Raw genomic sequence first — 16,385 nt, 5'->3', positions numbered from 1 at the left:
TCACTCCGCCGGACCCGGCTCGCGCCTCATCGGCGCTCCAGGTGTCAGACAATCCGACATGCGGGCTGTGGGATCCTCAACGCGGGGTGGTATCGGGCGAGGAATCGGAGAAGAATCTCTCGCGGTCCCGATCCCCGACCGGAAGTGGTGTCATGGCAGAACGCCGACGCTCCCGCAGTTCCCGCTCCGAGACGCCCCGCCTGGGGCTGTTCCGCAGGCCCCGCCCCCTCGAGGTCGACGACGTCCTGGTCGTCGAGCCCTCCCGGATCCGCACCGCCGTCGGCGGCACCGTGGTCGGGAACTTCATGGAGTGGTTCGACTTCGGCGTCTACGGCTACATGGCGCTGACCCTCGCGAGTCTCTTCTTCGAGACCGGCAGCGAGTCCTTGGACCTGCTCCTGAGCCTGCTCGGCTTCGCCGTCAGCTTCCTGGTGCGCCCCCTCGGCGGTCTCGTGCTCGGCCCTCTCGGCGACCGCATCGGCCGCCAGAAGGTCCTCTTCGGCACGATGGCGGCGATGGCCATCGCGACCGCCCTGATCGGCGTGCTCCCGACCGCCGCGGACATCGGCGTGTGGGCGGCCTTCCTCCTCTTCGCCCTGAAGATGGTCCAGGGCTTCTCGACCGGCGGTGAGTACGCCGGTGCGTCCACCTACGTCGCCGAGTTCGCCTCCGACCGTCGGCGCGGCTACTTCTCCTCCTGGCTGGACGTCGGCTCGTACCTCGGCTTCGCCGCCGGTGCCGCGACCGTCGCCCTGACCCACTTCGCGGTGGGCAGCGGCTGGGGCGAGACCGCCTTCGCCGACTGGGGCTGGCGCATCCCGTTCCTCGTCGCGGTGCCCCTCGGCGCGATCGCGATCTACTTCCGCGCGCGGATCCCGGAGACCCCGGCCTTCGAGGCCGCCGAGGAGTCCGCCCAGCAGGACGACGTCGACGAGTCCCTCACTCGCACCGGCCTGCGCAGCCTGCTGAAGGACCACCGTCAGGCGCTGCTGGTCGCCATCATGCTGGTCGCCGCGGGCAACACGGTCGGTTACACCCTCACCAGCTACATGCCCACCTTCCTCGGCAGTCAGCTGGGCCTGGACGAGATGGAGTCCGCGATCGCGACGATCCCCGCGATGGTCGTCGTCGCGCTCAGCCTGCCGCTGATCGGCCGGCTCTCGGACCGGATCGGCCGCAAGAAGGTCCTGATGCTCGCCGTGATCTCGACCCTCGTCCTCTCGGTGCCGTCCTTCGCGATCATGCTCACCGGGCACTACTGGCTGATCCAGCTCGCGATGTTCCTCTTCGCGATCCCCACGGCGCTGTACCTCGCGATCTTCGCCTCGACCCTCCCGGCCATGTTCCCGACGGCCGTGCGCTACGCCGCGATGGGCCTGTCCTTCAACGTCGCGGTCTCCGCCTTCGGCGGTACCACCCCGCTCATCGCGCAGGCGCTCATCGACCTCACCGGCGTGCAGCTCATGCCCGCCTACTGGGTCATGTTCTTCTCCGTGATCATGCTGGTGGCCATGCGCTGGATGACCGAGACGGCGCAGACCCCGCTGATCGGCTCCTTCCCGACGGTCGAGGACGAGGCCGAGGCCGAGGAGCTCGTCGCCACCCAGGACGACAACCCGCTGTTGGACCTCGAGGAGATGCCCTTGCCTCACGAGGAGGTCGCCATGGCGGTCGACGCCGCGGGCGAGCCCCTGCCGGGGACCGACGCCATCCCCGTCGTCGACCTCGACGACGAGCAGCGCGGCCGACTGGCCGGGAGCGTCTGAGCCGCCGCAGCAGCGGCACCGGTGATCGTCGTGAGGGCGGCCGACGGGGTGACGGGTAAGCAAGCCCACACGCGTCGGCCGCCCTCGACGGGGTGACACGCCGCCGCCCGGAGGCGTACGCTTGGACGGTTGCCGGACGACCGCGTCCGCTCGCCCCGCGAGCGCCCGTGTCCGTCCGCGACAGGGTCCGGTGCCACCAGATCCGTCCTCGTCGGAGACCTCGCACCTACGGCGAACGCCTCGCGTTCATCCTGCCAGTGCCTGAGTCCGGCCGAGGGTTTTTTGGTGCCCGGGACCGGTCGACGGCGACGTCGCCGATCGGATCCCGATCGGGACGGCATCGGGCACAGTCCACATTCCGTTCCGCCAGGCTCGGCCGGCCCGCTCCGCGGGTGGGAAGAGAACCGGTGAGACGATAGGAGATCGAGTGATTCAGCAGGAGTCGCGACTGAAGGTCGCCGACAACACCGGTGCCAAGGAAATCCTGTGCATCCGTGTTCTCGGTGGCTCCGGTCGCCGTTACGCCAGCATCGGCGACACCATCGTGGCGACCGTCAAGGACGCCATCCCCGGTGGCAACGTCAAGAAGGGCGACGTCGTCAAGGCGGTCGTCGTCCGCACGTCCAAGGAGCGTCGCCGTGCCGACGGTTCCTACATCCGCTTCGACGAGAACGCGGCGGTGATCCTCAAGGCCGACGGCGAGCCGCGCGGGACGCGCATCTTCGGCCCGGTCGGCCGCGAGCTGCGCGACAAGCGCTTCATGAAGATCATCTCGCTGGCACCGGAGGTGCTGTGACATGGCAAAGATGAAGATCAAGAAGGGCGACCTGGTCCAGGTCATCAGCGGCCGCACGAGCGACGCCGACAAGGCCGCCAAGCGCGGCCTCGACGCCGGTGACAAGGGCAAGCAGGGCCGTGTCCTGCAGGTGTTCCCCGACACCCAGCGCGTGCTGGTCGAGGGCGTCAACCGTCGCACCCACCACGTCAAGCCCAACCAGGCCGGCGGCGCGGGCGGCATCGAGCAGCGCGAGGCGCCGCTCCACGTCTCCAACGTGGCGCTCGTCGACCCCGAGGACAACAAGCCCACCAAGATCGGCTACCGCGTCGAGACGGTGGAGCTCGAGAACGGCCGCACCAAGCAGGTCCGCGTCCGCTTCGCCAAGCGCTCCGGGAAGGACATCTGATGTCTGAGACCACCATCACCGAGGTGCCCACCCCGCGCCTCAAGACCAAGTACAACGAGACCATCAAGGCGCAGCTGACCGAGCAGTTCAGCTACTCCAACGTCATGCTGGTCCCCGGTCTGACCAAGATCGTCGTGAACATGGGCGTCGGCGACGCCGCTCGCGACTCGAAGGTCATCGACGGTGCGATCAAGGATCTCACCGCCATCACCGGTCAGAAGCCGCAGGTCACCAAGGCCCGCAAGTCCATCGCGCAGTTCAAGCTGCGCGAGGGCATGCCGATCGGCGCGCACGTCACGCTGCGCGGCGCCCGCATGTGGGAGTTCCTGGACCGTCTGCTGTCCACCGCGCTCCCGCGCATCCGCGACTTCCGCGGCATGTCGCCGAACCACTTCGACGGCAACGGGAACTACACCTTCGGTCTGACCGAGCAGGTCATGTTCCACGAGATCGATCAGGACAAGATCGACCGCGTCCGCGGTATGGACATCACGGTCGTGACCACCGCGAAGACCGACGACGAGGGACGCGCGCTGCTGAAGCTGCTCGGCTTCCCCTTCAAGGAGAACTGATATGGCCAAGACAGCCCTGATCAAGAAGTCGGAGCGCAAGCCGAAGTTCGCGGTGCGCGCCTACACCCGGTGCCAGAAGTGCGGTCGCCCGCACTCGGTGTACCGCAAGTTCGGTCTCTGCCGTGTCTGCCTGCGCGAGATGGCCCATCGCGGCGAGCTCCCCGGCGTCACCAAGAGCAGCTGGTAAGGACTATCGCCACAGGTCCCAGGGAGCCGCGAGGCCCTGAGGGAAACCAGGTGAGGAAGAAGCAACTGACATGACCATGACCGACCCGATCGCGGACATGCTGACGCGGATCCGGAACGCCTCCGGGGCGTACCACGAGACCGCGTCCATGCCGTACTCGAAGCTGAAGAGCCGTATCGCGGACATCCTGAAGGCCGAGGGTTACATCCTGGGCTGGCGCGAGGAGGAGGCCGAGGTGGGCAAGAACCTCGTCCTCGAGCTCAAGTACTCGGACAGCCGTGAGCGCGCCATCTCCGGGGTGCGCCGCATCTCGAAGCCGGGCCTGCGCGTGTACGCGAAGTCCACCAACCTGCCCAAGGTCCTCGGCGGCCTGGGCGTGGCGATCCTGTCCACGTCCTCCGGCCTCCTGACCGACAAGCAGGCTGCCAAGAAGGGTGTGGGTGGGGAAGTCCTCGCCTACATCTGGTGAGCGGGAGAGGAGACCACTAGCTATGTCCCGCATCGGACGCCTGCCGGTCGCAGTGCCGGCCTCTGTCCAGAACGTCACCATCGAGGGCTCCACCGTCACGGTGACCGGCCCCAAGGGCGAGCTCTCGCACGACGTGCCCGCGCCCATCACGGTCACCCGTGGTGAGGACGGCAGCATCGTCGTCGACCGCCCCGACGAGGAGCGCACCAGCCGTGCCCTGCACGGCCTGACCCGCACCCTCATCAACAACATGGTCCTCGGTGTCACCGAGGGCTACACGAAGAAGCTCGAGATCGTGGGCACCGGTTACCGCGTGGTCGCGAAGGGCTCGGACCTCGAGTTCGCCCTCGGCTTCTCCCACCCCGTCGTCGTGAAGGCCCCCGCGGGGATCACCTTCGCCGTCGAGTCGCCCACCAAGTTCTCGGTGAGCGGCATCAGCAAGCAGCAGGTGGGCGAGGTCGCCGCGAACATCCGCAAGATCCGCAAGCCCGAGCCCTACAAGGGCAAGGGCGTGCGCTACGCGGACGAGACCGTGGTCCGCAAGGCCGGAAAGGCTGGTAAGTGATCATGGGGTACGCACTCAAGCACACCAAGGGCAAGGCCGGCTCGCGCCTGCGTTCCCGCGGGCGTCGCCACCTGCGCGTGCGTCGCCGTGTCGTCGGCACGGCCCAGCGTCCGCGCCTGGTCGTCACCCGTTCGGCCCGTCACGTGTTCGTCCAGGTCGTCGACGATGCGCTGGGGAAGACCATCGCGTCGGCCTCGACCATGGAGAAGGACCTGCGCGGCACCGAGGCGTCGAAGTCCGACAAGGCCCGCACCGTCGGCACCCTCGTCGCCGAGCGCGCCAAGGCCGCCGGGATCGACTCCGTCGTGTTCGACCGCGGCGGCAACAAGTACCACGGCCGTGTGGCCGCCGTCGCTGACGGCGCCCGCGAGGCCGGCCTGGCGCTGTGATCGCCGCCCGGACCCAGGACGAGAAGAGGATCTGAACATGGCTGCACAGCAGCGAAGCAACGGTCCCGCGGCCTCCGGCCGACGGGGCGAGAACTCCACGAGCAACGACGATCGCGGCGGCCGCCAGGGCGGCGACCGCGGGGGTCGTCAGGGCCGCGGCCGCGGCGCGCAGCAGGAGGCCGAGAAGTCGGCGTTCCTCGAGCGCGTCGTGAGCATCAACCGCGTGTCCAAGGTCGTCAAGGGCGGCCGTCGTTTCTCCTTCACCGCCCTCGTGGTGGTGGGTGACGGCGACGGCACCGTCGGTGTCGGCTACGGCAAGGCCAAGGAGGTGCCGGCGGCGATCTCCAAGGGTGTCGAGGAGGCGAAGAAGAACTTCTTCCGCGTCCCCCGCATCCAGGGCACCGTCGTCCACCCCGTCCAGGGCGAGGATGCGGCGGGCGTCGTCCTGCTGCGCCCGGCCGCTCCGGGTACCGGCGTGATCGCCGGCGGTCCGGTGCGTGCGGTCCTCGAGTGCGCCGGCGTGCACGACGTGCTCTCCAAGTCGCTCGGCTCGACCAACGCGATCAACATCGTGCGGGCGACCGTCGACGCCCTCAAGCGGCTCGAGGAGCCGGAGGCCGTGGCCGCGCGCCGTGGTCTCGCGGTCGAGGACGTCGCCCCGGCGGCGCTCCTGCGCGCCCAGGCCGAGGGTCGCGCCGCGGCCCGCGCCGAGAAGGTGGGTGCCTGATGCAGATCAAGGTGACCCAGATCCGTTCCGAGATCGGCGGCACCCAGAGCCAGCGAGCCACCCTGCGAGGCCTCGGCCTCAAGCGCATCGGTGACTCGGTGGTGAAGGAGGACCGCCCTGAGATCCGCGGCATGATCCGCGCCGTCACCCACCTGGTGACGTTCGAAGAGGTGGAGTGATCTCTATGGCAGACCAGTCCGATAACCAGAACCCGCTGAAGCTGCACGACCTGCGCCCGGCGCCCGGCTCCAAGACCGCACGCACCCGCGTCGGCCGTGGTGAGGCGTCCAAGGGTAAGACCGCCGGTCGTGGCACCAAGGGCACCAAGGCCCGCTACCAGGTGCCCGTCGGCTTCGAGGGCGGCCAGATGCCGATGCATATGCGCCTCCCGAAGCTGCGCGGCTTCACCAACCCGTTCCGCGTCGAGTACCAGGTCGTGAACCTGTCGACCCTGCAGGAGCTGTTCCCCGAGGGCGGCACCGTCACGGTCGAGGACCTCGTCGCGAAGGGCGCCGTGCGCAAGAACCAGCCCGTCAAGGTGCTGGGCACCGGTGAGGTGAGCGTCAAGCTCGACATCACCGCGCAGAAGTTCTCCGCGTCGGCGGAGGAGAAGATCGCGGCGGCCGGCGGGTCCGTCACCACCGCGTGACTCGTTTTTGACGGGGCATCGCGGCGCAGAATATTCTGTGCCGCGGTGCCCCGTCGTCGTATGCGGGGCCGGTCCGAGAGCCGCGGCGCAGCCGCTGGCACCGGGACGGACCGGGACGCCTATGGTCCTGTCCCCGGACCTCCAGGAGGGAAAACTCGTGAACTCGTTCGTGCGCGTCCTGCGCACTCCCGAGCTGAGGGCGAAGATCCTCTTCACCCTGGGGATGATCGCGATCTATCGGATCGGCGTCTTCATCCCCACCCCGGGCTTCGATGCCACCAACGTCATGGTGTGCGCGGACCAGGCGCTCGGCGCCGGGGGCGGCGGCGCGCTGGGCATGGTCAACATGTTCTCCGGCGGCGCGCTGCTCCAGCTGTCCATCTTCTCGCTGGGCGTGATGCCGTACATCACCGCCTCGATCATCGTGCAGCTGCTGCGCGTGGTGATCCCGCGGTTCGAGGCGCTCCACAAGGAAGGCGCGGCCGGGACCCAGAAGCTCACGCAGTACACCCGCTACCTGACGATCGGTCTCGCGATCCTCCAGGCCACCACGATCATCACGCTGGTCCGCTCGGGCCAGTTCTTCGTGGGCTGCAGCCTGACGCTGGTCCCCGACCAGTCGATTCCGGCGCAGCTGCTGATGGTCCTCACCATGACCGTCGGCACCGTACTGATCATGTTCATGGGCGAGATGATCACCGAGCGCGGCATCGGCAACGGCATGTCGCTGCTGATCTTCACCTCGATCGCCGCGTCCTTCCCGGGCGCCATGGGCCAGGTCTGGCAGCTGCAGGGCTGGATGACCTTCTCCCTCGTGATCCTCGTGGCCCTGCTGGTCATGATCGGCATCGTCTTCGTCGAGCAGTCCCAGCGCCGCATCCCCGTGCAGTACGCCAAGCGGATGGTGGGCCGTCGCATGTACGGCGGGACCTCCACCTACATCCCGATCAAGGTCAACCAGGCCGGCGTCATCCCCGTCATCTTCGCCAGCTCGATCCTCGCGCTGCCGCAGATGGCCGCGAGCTTCGGCGACCCCTCCGCGGGCTGGGTCCAGTGGGTCAACGCCCACCTGGTCATGGGCATCTCGTTCTCGTGGATCTACGCCGCGGTCTATATCGCCCTGATCGTCTTCTTCGCCTTCTTCTACACGTCGATCACCTTCAACGCGGAGGAGATCGCCGACAACATGAAGAAGTACGGCGGCTTCGTGCCCAACGTGCGCGCGGGCCGACCGACCGAGCGCTACCTGCGCTACGTGATCAACCGGATCCAGACCCCCGGTGCGATCTACCTCGCGGTGATCTCCGTGATCCCGCTGCTCGCCCTCGTCTACCTGGGGGCCTCGCAGAACTTCCCGCTGGGCGGAGTGTCCGTGCTGATCATCATCGGTGTCGGCCTCGACACCGTGAAGCAGATCGACGCGAAGCTCCAGCAGCACCACTACGAAGGGATCCTCCGGTGACCACCCCCGACACCTCCGCCGAGACCACCGCCCGCCGCCTGCTTATCGTGGGCCCGCCCGGGGCCGGCAAGGGCACCCAGGCCGCGCGCCTCGCCGCCGAGGCGGGGATCCCCGCGATCTCCACCGGCGACATCTTCCGCGCGAACGTCGCGGGCGAGACGGAGCTGGGCGTCCTCGCGAAGTCCTACATGGACAAGGGCGAGTACGTGCCGGACTCGGTCACCAACGACATGGTCCGCTCCCGCCTCGCCGAGGCGGACGCCGCGGGCGGCTTCCTGCTGGACGGCTACCCGCGCACCCTCGACCAGGTCGACGCGCTCGACGGGATCCTCGCCGACCTCGGCGCCGCCCTCGACGCGGTGCTGCTGCTCGAGGCCGACGACGACACGGTCGTCGAGCGCCTCATCGAGCGCGGCCGGGAGTCCGGTCGGAGCGACGACACCGAGGAGACGATCCGCCACAGGCTCTCGGTGTACGCGGCGCAGACCACCCCGCTGATCGACGTGTATGAGGCGCGCGGGCTGGTCCGCCGCGTCGACGGCATGGCGTCCATCGACGAGGTCACCGCCGCTCTGCGCGAGGCGCTGCGCACCCGATGAGCATCCTCCCGGAGCGCGTGGAGCTGAAGACCCCCGAGCAGATCGCGGTCATGCGCCGCAGCGGTCATCTGCTGCACCGGGTCCACGACATGCTCGCCGAGCACGTGCGGCCGGGAGTGACCACGAAGCGCCTGGACGAGCTCGCCCACACGATGATCCGCGACGAGGGCGCCGTGCCGAACTTCCTCGGCTACCAGGGATACCCCGCGACGCTGTGCATCAGCGTCAACGAGGTCGTCGTGCACGGCATCCCCGACGACACCGTCCTCGCCGAGGGCGACGTCGTCTCCATCGACGGCGGACTGATCATCGACGGCTGGCACTCCGATGCCGCGCGCACGCACATCGTCGGGGAGCCGCGCTCCACGGCCGACGAGGACCTCGTGCGGATCTCCCGCGAGGCCCTGTGGGCCGGCATCGCCGCGCTCGCCACCGCGCAGCGGGTCGGCGACGTCGGCGCCGCGATCGAGGACCTCGTCGAGGCCGAGGCGGGGGAGACGCTCTCCCACCTCGAGGGCTTCGGCGGCCACGGCATCGGCACCGCCATGCACCAGGCCCCCGACGTCATGAACTACCGCACCCGCACCCGCGGCCCGAAGATCCGCCCCGGCCTCTGCGTCGCGATCGAGCCGATGCTCATCCAGGGCGACGGCGCCTGGGAGATGGACGAGGACGAGTGGACCGTCCGCGCCCTCTCCGGCGGCCGCGCCGCGCACTGGGAGCACTCCGTCGCGGTCACCGAACAGGGACTGCTGGTGCTCACCGAGGGCGACGGCGGCGCCGAGGAGCTCGGCCGGCGCGGGTTCCGGGTGGCCCCCGACCCGCTCACGGCCCCCGGAGCGTGACGGGCATCATCGCCCTGCGCTCTCGCCCCTGCGGCGAGCCGCGTGTACGCTGGTCGACTGGGTGTGCTCCGCGCGCGTTCCTCGCATGCGGTCGCGCAGACCCGTCGCCACGACCCCCGTTCCGGCCCGTCCGGTCCGGGGACCGACGTCGACGCTGCGCCTCGGCCCGCCCGTGACCTCGACCTGCGCCATCCGGCGGGGGAGGGTCAGGACCAGGAATGCGGAACTCGGTCCCCGGTGCGCCGGGGACGAGAGATTGGGGAGGCATGGCCAAGAAGGACGGCGTGATCGAGGTCGAGGGCACGGTCACGGAGGCGCTCGCGAATGCGCGTTTCCGCGTCGAGCTCGACAACGGGCACAAGGTGCTCGCGCACATCTCCGGGAAGATGCGCCAGCACTACATCCGCATCCTTCCCGAGGACCGCGTGGTCGTCGAGCTGAGCCCCTATGACCTCGACCGGGGCCGCATCGTCTACCGCTACAAGTGATCGTCCCGGGAGAAGGAAGCTATGAAGGTCAAGCCGAGCGTCAAGCCGATCTGTGACAACTGCAAGGTGATCCGTCGCCACTCGCGCGTCATGGTCATCTGCTCGAACCCCCGTCACAAGCAGCGCCAGGGCTGAGTCCAGCCGCGGCACCGCCGTGACCGCCCCTCACGAGGGGCACCGCCCGCCCAGCGGGCACCACACAACAGAAGAGACGACACCACCGGCACGGCCGGTCACCCGCAGTCGGAGGCTGCGGCGCCACGGGAGCAGCCCGCGGCGAGGTGTCGGATCAGGCCTCCGAGACAAGTAGGAGAGAACTGCTATGGCACGTCTGGTGGGAGTGGATCTTCCGCGCGAGAAGCGGGTCGAGATCGCCCTGACGTACATCTTCGGCGTGGGTCGTACCCGTGCCCTGGAGACCCTGGCCGCCACCGGGGTGTCCGGCGACAAGCGTGTGAAGGAGCTGACCGACGAGGAGCTCGTCCAGCTGCGTGATCACATCGAGGCGAACTACATGGTCGAGGGTGACCTCCGCCGCGAGGTGGCCGCCGACATCCGCCGCAAGGTGGAGATCGGCAGCTACCAGGGCCTGCGCCACCGCCGTGGTCTGCCCGTGCGCGGCCAGCGCACGAAGACCAACGCGCGTACCCGCAAGGGCCCCAAGCGCACCGTCGCCGGCAAGAAGAAGGCCCGCTGATCCACGGCTCCTGCCGTCGGAGCGCGTCTTCGCACCCCGTTAGCACCTCGCGCCGCTGAGGGATCCGGCGCCCCACACACCCACCAGAGGAGTTCTGCCGCATGGCAACCAAGACCCGTCAGGCCGCAGCGCGCAAGCCGCGTCGCAAGGACAAGAAGAACGTCGTCAACGGCCAGGCCTACATCAAGAGCACGTTCAACAACACGATCGTGTCGATCACCGACCCCACCGGCGCCGTCATCTCCTGGGCCTCCGCCGGCCAGGTCGGCTTCAAGGGCTCGCGCAAGTCGACCCCCTACGCCGCGCAGATGGCTGCCGAGGCCGCTGCCCGCCGCGCGCAGGAGCACGGCATGAAGAAGGTCGACGTCTTCGTGAAGGGACCGGGCTCGGGCCGCGAGACCGCGATCCGCTCGCTCACCGCGACCGGCCTCGAGGTCGGCTCCATCCAGGACGTCACCCCGCAGCCGCACAACGGCACCCGCCCGGCCAAGCGCCGCCGCGTCTGACCTCGCAGACGGCGGTGCCGGGCCCGGAGCCCGCACCGCCGTCGGCACCTGGAACCATCCACCTCTAGGCCCACCGCCCCCTTCTGAGCGTCATATGGCGGACGCTCGCGGAAAGGATCACCAGTGCTCATTGCACAGCGCCCCACGCTGACCGAAGAGGTCGTGTCGGACAACCGCTCCCGGTTCGTCATCGAGCCGCTCGAGCCGGGCTTCGGCTACACCCTCGGCAACTCCCTGCGCCGCACCCTCCTGTCCTCCATCCCCGGCGCCGCGGTCACCTCGATCCGCATTGACGGCGTGCTGCACGAGTTCAGCACCGTCCCCGGGGTCAAGGAAGACGCCACCGAGGTCATCCTCAACATCAAGAACCTCGTCGTCTCCTCCGAGAACGACGAGCCGGTCGTGATGTACCTGCGTCGCGAGGAGTCCGGCCGCGTCACCGCCGCCGACATCACCCCGCCCGCCGGTGTGGAGATCCACAACCCCGACCTGCACATCGCGACCCTCAACGAGAAGGGCCGCCTGGAGATCGAGCTGATCGTCGAGCGCGGTCGCGGCTACGTCTCCGCCGCGCAGAACAAGGGCATCGACGGCGAGATCGGCCGCGTCCCGGTCGACTCGATCTACTCGCCGGTCCTGAAGGTGACCTACAAGGTCGAGGCGACCCGTGTCGAGCAGCGCACCGACTTCGACAAGCTCATCGTCGACGTCGAGACGAAGCCCGCCATCTCCCCGCGCGATGCCATGGCCTCCGCGGGCAAGACCCTGGTCGAGCTGTTCGGCCTGGCCCACGAGCTGAACCAGGAGGCGGAGGGCATCGAGATCGGCCCCTCGCCGACCGATCAGGCCCTGGCCGCCGATCTGGCCCTGCCGATCAACGACCTGAACCTCACGGTCCGCTCGTACAACTGCCTCATGCGCGAGGGTGTGCACACCGTCGGCGAGCTGACCGCGCGTTCCGAGGCCGACCTGCTCGACATCCGCAACTTCGGGCAGAAGTCCATCGACGAGGTCAAGGCGAAGCTCGCGGAGCTCGGGCTGTCGCTGAAGGACTCCCCGGCCGGGTTCGACCCGTCCGCGCTCGAGTCCTACTCGGACGACTTCGGCGACCAGTACTGACCTTCACACTTATCCACTAGGAGAACGACCATGCCTGCACCCACCAAGGGCGCGCGCCTCGGCGGGTCCCCCGCGCACGAGCGGATGATCCTCTCGGGCCTCGCCACCGAGCTGTTCCGCCACAAGGCGATCACCACCACCGAGACCCGGGCCAAGCGCCTGCGTCCCGTCGCGGAGCGCCTGATCACCCAGGCCAAGAAGGGCGACCTCGCCTCCCGTCGCCGCGTGATGCGCAGCATCCGCGACAAGGGCGTCGTCTACTCGCTCTTCGAGGAGATCGCCCCCACCTTCGCCGAGCGTCCCGGTGGCTACACCCGGATCACCAAGGTCGCGCCGCGCAAGGGCGACAACGCCCCCATGGCCGTGATCGAGCTGGTCCAGGAGGCGTACTCGCCGAAGCAGGCCGTCGTCAAGGAGGCCGAGGGCGCCGCGAAGAACGCTGCGAAGCCCGGCGCCGAGGATGCCGACGTCACCGCCGAGGAGACCCCGGTCGTCGAGACCGCGGAGGAGACCACCGCCGCGGACGAGACCGCCGCCGCCGAGGAGACCGACAAGGCCTGAGGCCCGGTCGACAGCCGCTGCACCGCCGAGGGCGGGTCGAGGGAGTGATCCCCCGACCCGCCCTCGACGCATCTCGCGGGGCGTCGGTCCGGGGCATCAGACCGGGCGTCGACACGGGGGAGACGGGGACTTCCGACGGTCTGTCCCAAATGTTCAGGAACCGGTGGGGGCATCGTGACCATATGGTCATCGGGACCCGGTCCGGGGTGGTCTACGGTGGACGGCGGGTCCCGTCCCGATGGTGCCCGTCCGCAGCACCTCGACACCCGGAGCTCATCATGTCCCAGCGGTCGCTTCCCCCCGCCTCCGCCCCCCAGTCCCCGACCCGCGCGCTGAGCCGCCGTGGGCTGCTCGCCGCTGCGGCCGTCGCCGGGCCCGGCGCATCCCACGCTCTGAGCGCCGCGCCGGCGAACGCCGATCCCGCCGTCACCGGCGGGGAGACCCGCGTCGTGGACGTGCCCCTGTCCGAGGCGGAGCTGATCGAGGTGGACGGCGCCCCTGCCCGGGACCTGCCGGCACACCCCGCCACGATGGTCGGCGTGACCTGGCCCGCCGAGTCGGACGCCCCCGTGGTGCAGGCTCGCGGCGTCCTCGAGGACGGCTCGTGGACCGAGTGGGCGCTGCTCGAGACCGCCGAGGACCCGCAGACGGGCGAGGACGCGCCCGGCACCGAGGCGGCCTGGATCGGGGTGGTCCAGGCGCTCCAGATCCGGGTCGAGGTCGACGGCGCCGATGCCTCCGAGCACGCGGTCGCCCACCTCGTCACCACCTCGGCCGCCCCCGACGACGAGAGCGTCGCGGAGGAGGCGGTCGCCGCCGCGGAGGCGGAGGACAGCGGCGACCAGTCCGAGGCCAGCCCGAAGGCCGCCCGGATGACGACCTTCGCCGCTCCCGCGTCGACCTCCGCCGTCGGCCCGGGCGCCCCGACGATCACCTCGCGCGCCGCCTGGGGGGCCGACGAGTCCTTGGTGCGAGGTACGAGCGGTTCGGAACGCCTCAAGGGCGTGGTGCTGCACCACACCGCCGGCACCAACAACTACACCTCGAGCCAGTCCGCGCAGATCGTGCGCGGCATCCTCACGTACCACACCCAGGCCCTGGGGTGGGCGGACATCGGCTACAACGTGCTGGTCTCCAAATACGGGCAGATCTTCGAGGGCCGCCACGGTGGGCTGCACCGTAACATCATCGGCGCCCACGCGTACGGCTTCAACACCGGGAGCTTCGGCATCTCGGTGATGGGGAACTACTCCTCGGGCACGGTCCCGGCGGCGGCGACCTCCGCCGTCGCCCGGGTGGTGGGCTGGAAGCTGCTGAGCACCTTCCACACCTCCGCCACCTCGAGCGCCACCTGGACCCCGGGCTCCGGCACCAAGTTCCCCGCCGGGAAGACCGTGACCCTCCCCGTGCTCTTCGCCCATCGCGATGTGAACAGCACCGAGTGCCCCGGCGACTCGCTCTACGCGAAGCTCGCCTCCCTCCGCAGCGCCGCCCAGCAGCAGATCGACAGCGGCTGGAAGGAGCATCTGTGGGCCTTCCAGGGGGCGGGCGGCGAGGCGGTCCTCGGCACCGTCGTCGAGGGTGCCCACACCACCGGTGCGTACACCGCGACCCTGCTCACCAAGGGCCTGGTCCTCCAGGAGAGCGGGGGCAGCGCCGTCGGCCACGCGACCCCCTTCGCGGAGCAGTGGAGCGCCTCGTGGGGTCGCCCGGCGAAGGCCGACTCCCAGGACGGCGACCGCCGCATCCAGGCCTTCCAGAACGGCGTGGCCGCGAACGAGGGCGGGAAGGTCCGCTTCGTCGCCCCATACTTCCGCGACGTCTCGCCGTCGCGCGTGTTCTTCCTCGAGATCACCGACCTCGCGGCCCACGGGATCACGAAGGGCTGGGGAAACCCGCCGAACGCGACCTTCCAGCCGAACTCGGACAACCTGCGCGATGCGATGATTGCGTTCATCACCCGGGCGCTGAAGATGCCCAGTAGCTACAAGGGCCCGGCGACGTCGCCCTTCAAGGACGTCACCCGAGACATGGCGTTCTACGACGAGATCTGCTGGGCGTACTCGAAGGGCGTCGCGCTCGGCTGGGGCACGGGGGCGAACCGCACCTTTCGCCCCTTCGAACCGGTCAAGCGCGACGCCGTCGCGGCCTTCCTGTACCGCGCCGCCGGGGCGAAGGACACGAGCACGAGGACCGGCTTCAAGGACGTCCCCTCCAGCCACGTCTTCGCGAAGCAGATTACCTGGCTCGCCGAGACCGGCATCGCCCGCGGCTGGGAAGACGGGACCTTCCGCCCCAACGCCCACATCAAGCGCGACCAGATGGCCACCTTCATGATGCGCTGGCTGAAGCACACCGGACGTGCCTGAGATGCCGATCTTCCGCCGCCGATCCTCGGGTGCGGCCTTCCCGCCCGCAGCCTCCACGTCCCGTGGTGAGCGCTTCCTGGGACCCGTCGAGGCCCCGTTCTACCTCGTCTCTATGGCGGGCTACCCGAATTTTGGCGACGAGCTCATCGCCCGCCGCTGGCTCGAGCACCTCGCGAACCACCGCCCGGACGAGGAGGTGTGGCTCGACTGCCGCTTCCCCGGCACGGCCAGCGCCCTGTTCGGCGACCTGCACCCGCGTCTGCGCGTGACCGACGCGGTCTTCCGCGCCGTCGAGGACTCGCTCCACGGCTCGCACCGCCCGGTCGATGACATCGTCGCGACGCTCGGCAGCCCGCTCTACGACGCCTCGCTGCTGGCCCTGCGCGAGGCCCGCTCCCTGCACCTGCTGGGCGGCGGCTTCGTCAACGCGGTCTGGCCCGAGAACGCGCTGCTGGTGCGGGCGATGCGAGCGGCGGCGGAGGTCAGCGGTGCGCCGCTGCTCGCGACCGGGCAGGGCCTCGCCCCCTTCGGCGAGGAGCAGCTGGCGGGCTTCGACCACGTCGGCGTGCGGGATACGGCCAGCGCCGGGAAGCTCGGCATCTCCAGCGGCGTCGACGACGCCTATCTCGTCGAGCAGGCGCCCGAGCGGGTCGACGACCAGGAACCGGAGCTAGTGCTCTGCGTGCAGTCGGACGCTCTGGACGAGGGTTCTTTCGAGCGGCTCATCGCCCATGTGCGCGAGGCCGTCGGCTCCCTCCGCATCCCGCGGGAGCGTACCCGCTACGTCGAGGCGCTGCCCGGCGGCGACTACGCCGGCTTCGAGCGGCTGAAGGATCTCGTGGCTGGGGACGGCTTCGTCCCCTTCACGAGCTTCTGGCGCGGCGAGATCGTGCCTGCGGCGCACCAGATCTGGATCACCACCCGCTTCCACCACCACCTCGTGGCCTCGCTCCACGGGGCGCGAGGGATGGCCCTCAGCGCCCGCAGCGGCTACTACGACGTGAAGCACGGCTCCCTGGTCGAGCTCGGGAGCGGCTGGACGGTCTCCGACGGCACCGGCGAGGTCCCGAGACTCGCGGACCTCGAGCGCCCCGGCTCCTTCGAGGACGCGATCGCGTGCAAGCGACGCGAGGCCGAGCTGCTCTACGGCACCGCCTGAGCCGTCGAAGCCGGCGGCATCGCCGACCGACGTAGCGGACGTGCGAGCACAGGAGCGGGGGGGGGGGGGGGG

At 69.6% G+C, this 16,385-nt stretch carries 22 protein-coding genes; all 22 read left to right on the top strand.

Annotation, left to right across the window (positions count from 1 at the left end; genetic code table 11):
* Positions 1-152: 152 nt before the first annotated feature.
* The 22 genes from ACZCAH_RS07225 to ACZCAH_RS07120 all read left to right on the top strand — a co-directional run bounded on the left by ACZCAH_RS07225 (position 153) and on the right by ACZCAH_RS07120 (position 16,313).
* Positions 153-1,766 carry an MFS transporter gene (locus tag ACZCAH_RS07225; RefSeq protein WP_464340430.1) on the top strand — a complete coding sequence of 538 codons (1,614 nt, stop codon included), beginning with the start codon at positions 153-155 and terminating at the stop codon, positions 1,764-1,766.
* 427 nt (positions 1,767-2,193) lie between these two features.
* Positions 2,194-2,562 (top strand): 50S ribosomal protein L14, encoded by a 369-nt coding sequence (gene rplN, locus ACZCAH_RS07220; protein WP_329747472.1) that lies wholly within the window; start codon positions 2,194-2,196, stop codon positions 2,560-2,562.
* 1 nt (position 2,563) lies between these two features.
* A complete protein-coding gene (gene rplX / locus ACZCAH_RS07215) occupies positions 2,564-2,950 on the top strand; it encodes a 50S ribosomal protein L24 (protein WP_329747473.1) in 387 nt (128 codons plus the stop codon).
* Entirely contained in the window at positions 2,950-3,522 is a 573-nt protein-coding gene (gene rplE, locus ACZCAH_RS07210; protein ID WP_329747474.1) for a 50S ribosomal protein L5, read from the top strand. The genes rplX and rplE overlap by 1 nt, the downstream gene beginning before the upstream one ends.
* A gap of 1 nt (position 3,523) precedes the next feature.
* The gene (locus ACZCAH_RS07205; protein WP_329747475.1) at positions 3,524-3,709 is read left to right on the top strand and encodes a type Z 30S ribosomal protein S14; all 186 of its coding nucleotides are present in this window, start codon (positions 3,524-3,526) and stop codon (positions 3,707-3,709) included.
* A 70-nt stretch (positions 3,710-3,779) separates the two neighbouring features.
* Complete coding sequence (gene rpsH, locus ACZCAH_RS07200; protein WP_329747476.1) at positions 3,780-4,178, top strand: 30S ribosomal protein S8; 399 nt, start codon at positions 3,780-3,782, stop codon at positions 4,176-4,178.
* A gap of 22 nt (positions 4,179-4,200) precedes the next feature.
* Positions 4,201-4,743, top strand: a complete 543-nt coding sequence (rplF, locus tag ACZCAH_RS07195; RefSeq protein WP_329747477.1) for a 50S ribosomal protein L6 — start codon at positions 4,201-4,203, stop codon at positions 4,741-4,743.
* Between the two features lie 2 nt (positions 4,744-4,745).
* Complete coding sequence (gene rplR, locus ACZCAH_RS07190) at positions 4,746-5,132, top strand: 50S ribosomal protein L18 (RefSeq protein ID WP_329747478.1); 387 nt, start codon at positions 4,746-4,748, stop codon at positions 5,130-5,132.
* Positions 5,133-5,169: 37 nt separating this feature from the next.
* Positions 5,170-5,859: a 30S ribosomal protein S5 gene (gene rpsE, locus ACZCAH_RS07185; RefSeq protein ID WP_329747479.1), complete on the top strand. Its 690-nt coding sequence runs from the start codon at positions 5,170-5,172 to the stop codon at positions 5,857-5,859.
* Positions 5,856-6,038: a 50S ribosomal protein L30 gene (rpmD, locus tag ACZCAH_RS07180; RefSeq protein WP_329747525.1), complete on the top strand. Its 183-nt coding sequence runs from the start codon at positions 5,856-5,858 to the stop codon at positions 6,036-6,038. Before rpsE ends, rpmD begins: the two co-directional genes overlap by 4 nt.
* A gap of 5 nt (positions 6,039-6,043) precedes the next feature.
* Positions 6,044-6,508 carry a 50S ribosomal protein L15 gene (rplO, locus tag ACZCAH_RS07175; protein ID WP_464340429.1) on the top strand — a complete coding sequence of 155 codons (465 nt, stop codon included), beginning with the start codon at positions 6,044-6,046 and terminating at the stop codon, positions 6,506-6,508.
* A gap of 157 nt (positions 6,509-6,665) precedes the next feature.
* Entirely contained in the window at positions 6,666-7,970 is a 1,305-nt protein-coding gene (secY, locus tag ACZCAH_RS07170) for a preprotein translocase subunit SecY (RefSeq protein ID WP_329747481.1), read from the top strand.
* Positions 7,967-8,569, top strand: a complete 603-nt coding sequence (locus ACZCAH_RS07165; protein ID WP_464340428.1) for an adenylate kinase — start codon at positions 7,967-7,969, stop codon at positions 8,567-8,569. The genes secY and ACZCAH_RS07165 overlap by 4 nt, the downstream gene beginning before the upstream one ends.
* A complete protein-coding gene (gene map / locus ACZCAH_RS07160; protein WP_464340427.1) occupies positions 8,566-9,414 on the top strand; it encodes a type I methionyl aminopeptidase in 849 nt (282 codons plus the stop codon). Before ACZCAH_RS07165 ends, map begins: the two co-directional genes overlap by 4 nt.
* 266 nt (positions 9,415-9,680) lie before the next feature.
* The gene (gene infA / locus ACZCAH_RS07155) at positions 9,681-9,902 is read left to right on the top strand and encodes a translation initiation factor IF-1 (RefSeq protein WP_010532507.1); all 222 of its coding nucleotides are present in this window, start codon (positions 9,681-9,683) and stop codon (positions 9,900-9,902) included.
* Positions 9,903-9,923: 21 nt separating this feature from the next.
* A complete protein-coding gene (rpmJ, locus tag ACZCAH_RS07150) occupies positions 9,924-10,037 on the top strand; it encodes a 50S ribosomal protein L36 (protein ID WP_010532506.1) in 114 nt (37 codons plus the stop codon).
* A gap of 187 nt (positions 10,038-10,224) precedes the next feature.
* On the top strand, positions 10,225-10,599 hold the full coding sequence (gene rpsM, locus ACZCAH_RS07145; protein WP_329747484.1) for a 30S ribosomal protein S13: 375 nt from the start codon (positions 10,225-10,227) through the stop codon (positions 10,597-10,599).
* Between the two features lie 101 nt (positions 10,600-10,700).
* A complete protein-coding gene (gene rpsK, locus ACZCAH_RS07140; RefSeq protein WP_329747485.1) occupies positions 10,701-11,105 on the top strand; it encodes a 30S ribosomal protein S11 in 405 nt (134 codons plus the stop codon).
* Positions 11,106-11,228: 123 nt separating this feature from the next.
* Positions 11,229-12,224, top strand: a complete 996-nt coding sequence (locus ACZCAH_RS07135; protein ID WP_464340426.1) for a DNA-directed RNA polymerase subunit alpha — start codon at positions 11,229-11,231, stop codon at positions 12,222-12,224.
* A gap of 30 nt (positions 12,225-12,254) precedes the next feature.
* On the top strand, positions 12,255-12,785 hold the full coding sequence (rplQ, locus tag ACZCAH_RS07130) for a 50S ribosomal protein L17 (protein ID WP_464340425.1): 531 nt from the start codon (positions 12,255-12,257) through the stop codon (positions 12,783-12,785).
* 278 nt (positions 12,786-13,063) lie between these two features.
* On the top strand, positions 13,064-15,154 hold the full coding sequence (locus ACZCAH_RS07125; protein ID WP_464340424.1) for an S-layer homology domain-containing protein: 2,091 nt from the start codon (positions 13,064-13,066) through the stop codon (positions 15,152-15,154).
* Between the two features lies 1 nt (position 15,155).
* Complete coding sequence (locus ACZCAH_RS07120; protein WP_464340514.1) at positions 15,156-16,313, top strand: polysaccharide pyruvyl transferase family protein; 1,158 nt, start codon at positions 15,156-15,158, stop codon at positions 16,311-16,313.
* Positions 16,314-16,385 lie beyond the last annotated feature (72 nt).

The organism is Brachybacterium sp. B718/18, from assembly GCF_055454375.1.
Note: the sequence above shows the minus strand (reverse complement) of the source record. Positions and strands in the feature narration are given on the sequence as shown.

Excerpts from the sequence above, each read along its gene's own strand:
- ACZCAH_RS07225 (WP_464340430.1), top strand. The coding sequence starts at position 153 with ATGGCAGAACGCCGACGCTCCCGCAGTTCCCGCTCCGAGACGCCCCGC.
- rplX (WP_329747473.1), top strand. The coding sequence starts at position 2,564 with ATGGCAAAGATGAAGATCAAGAAGGGCGACCTGGTCCAGGTCATCAGC.
- rplE (WP_329747474.1), top strand. The coding sequence starts at position 2,950 with ATGTCTGAGACCACCATCACCGAGGTGCCCACCCCGCGCCTCAAGACC.
- ACZCAH_RS07205 (WP_329747475.1), top strand. The coding sequence starts at position 3,524 with ATGGCCAAGACAGCCCTGATCAAGAAGTCGGAGCGCAAGCCGAAGTTC.
- rpsH (WP_329747476.1), top strand. The coding sequence starts at position 3,780 with ATGACCATGACCGACCCGATCGCGGACATGCTGACGCGGATCCGGAAC.
- rplF (WP_329747477.1), top strand. The coding sequence starts at position 4,201 with ATGTCCCGCATCGGACGCCTGCCGGTCGCAGTGCCGGCCTCTGTCCAG.
- rplR (WP_329747478.1), top strand. The coding sequence starts at position 4,746 with ATGGGGTACGCACTCAAGCACACCAAGGGCAAGGCCGGCTCGCGCCTG.
- rpsE (WP_329747479.1), top strand. The coding sequence starts at position 5,170 with ATGGCTGCACAGCAGCGAAGCAACGGTCCCGCGGCCTCCGGCCGACGG.
- rplO (WP_464340429.1), top strand. The coding sequence starts at position 6,044 with ATGGCAGACCAGTCCGATAACCAGAACCCGCTGAAGCTGCACGACCTG.
- map (WP_464340427.1), top strand. The coding sequence starts at position 8,566 with ATGAGCATCCTCCCGGAGCGCGTGGAGCTGAAGACCCCCGAGCAGATC.
- infA (WP_010532507.1), top strand. The coding sequence starts at position 9,681 with ATGGCCAAGAAGGACGGCGTGATCGAGGTCGAGGGCACGGTCACGGAG.
- rpmJ (WP_010532506.1), top strand. The coding sequence starts at position 9,924 with ATGAAGGTCAAGCCGAGCGTCAAGCCGATCTGTGACAACTGCAAGGTG.
- rpsM (WP_329747484.1), top strand. The coding sequence starts at position 10,225 with ATGGCACGTCTGGTGGGAGTGGATCTTCCGCGCGAGAAGCGGGTCGAG.
- rpsK (WP_329747485.1), top strand. The coding sequence starts at position 10,701 with ATGGCAACCAAGACCCGTCAGGCCGCAGCGCGCAAGCCGCGTCGCAAG.
- rplQ (WP_464340425.1), top strand. The coding sequence starts at position 12,255 with ATGCCTGCACCCACCAAGGGCGCGCGCCTCGGCGGGTCCCCCGCGCAC.
- ACZCAH_RS07125 (WP_464340424.1), top strand. The coding sequence starts at position 13,064 with ATGTCCCAGCGGTCGCTTCCCCCCGCCTCCGCCCCCCAGTCCCCGACC.
- ACZCAH_RS07120 (WP_464340514.1), top strand. The coding sequence starts at position 15,156 with ATGCCGATCTTCCGCCGCCGATCCTCGGGTGCGGCCTTCCCGCCCGCA.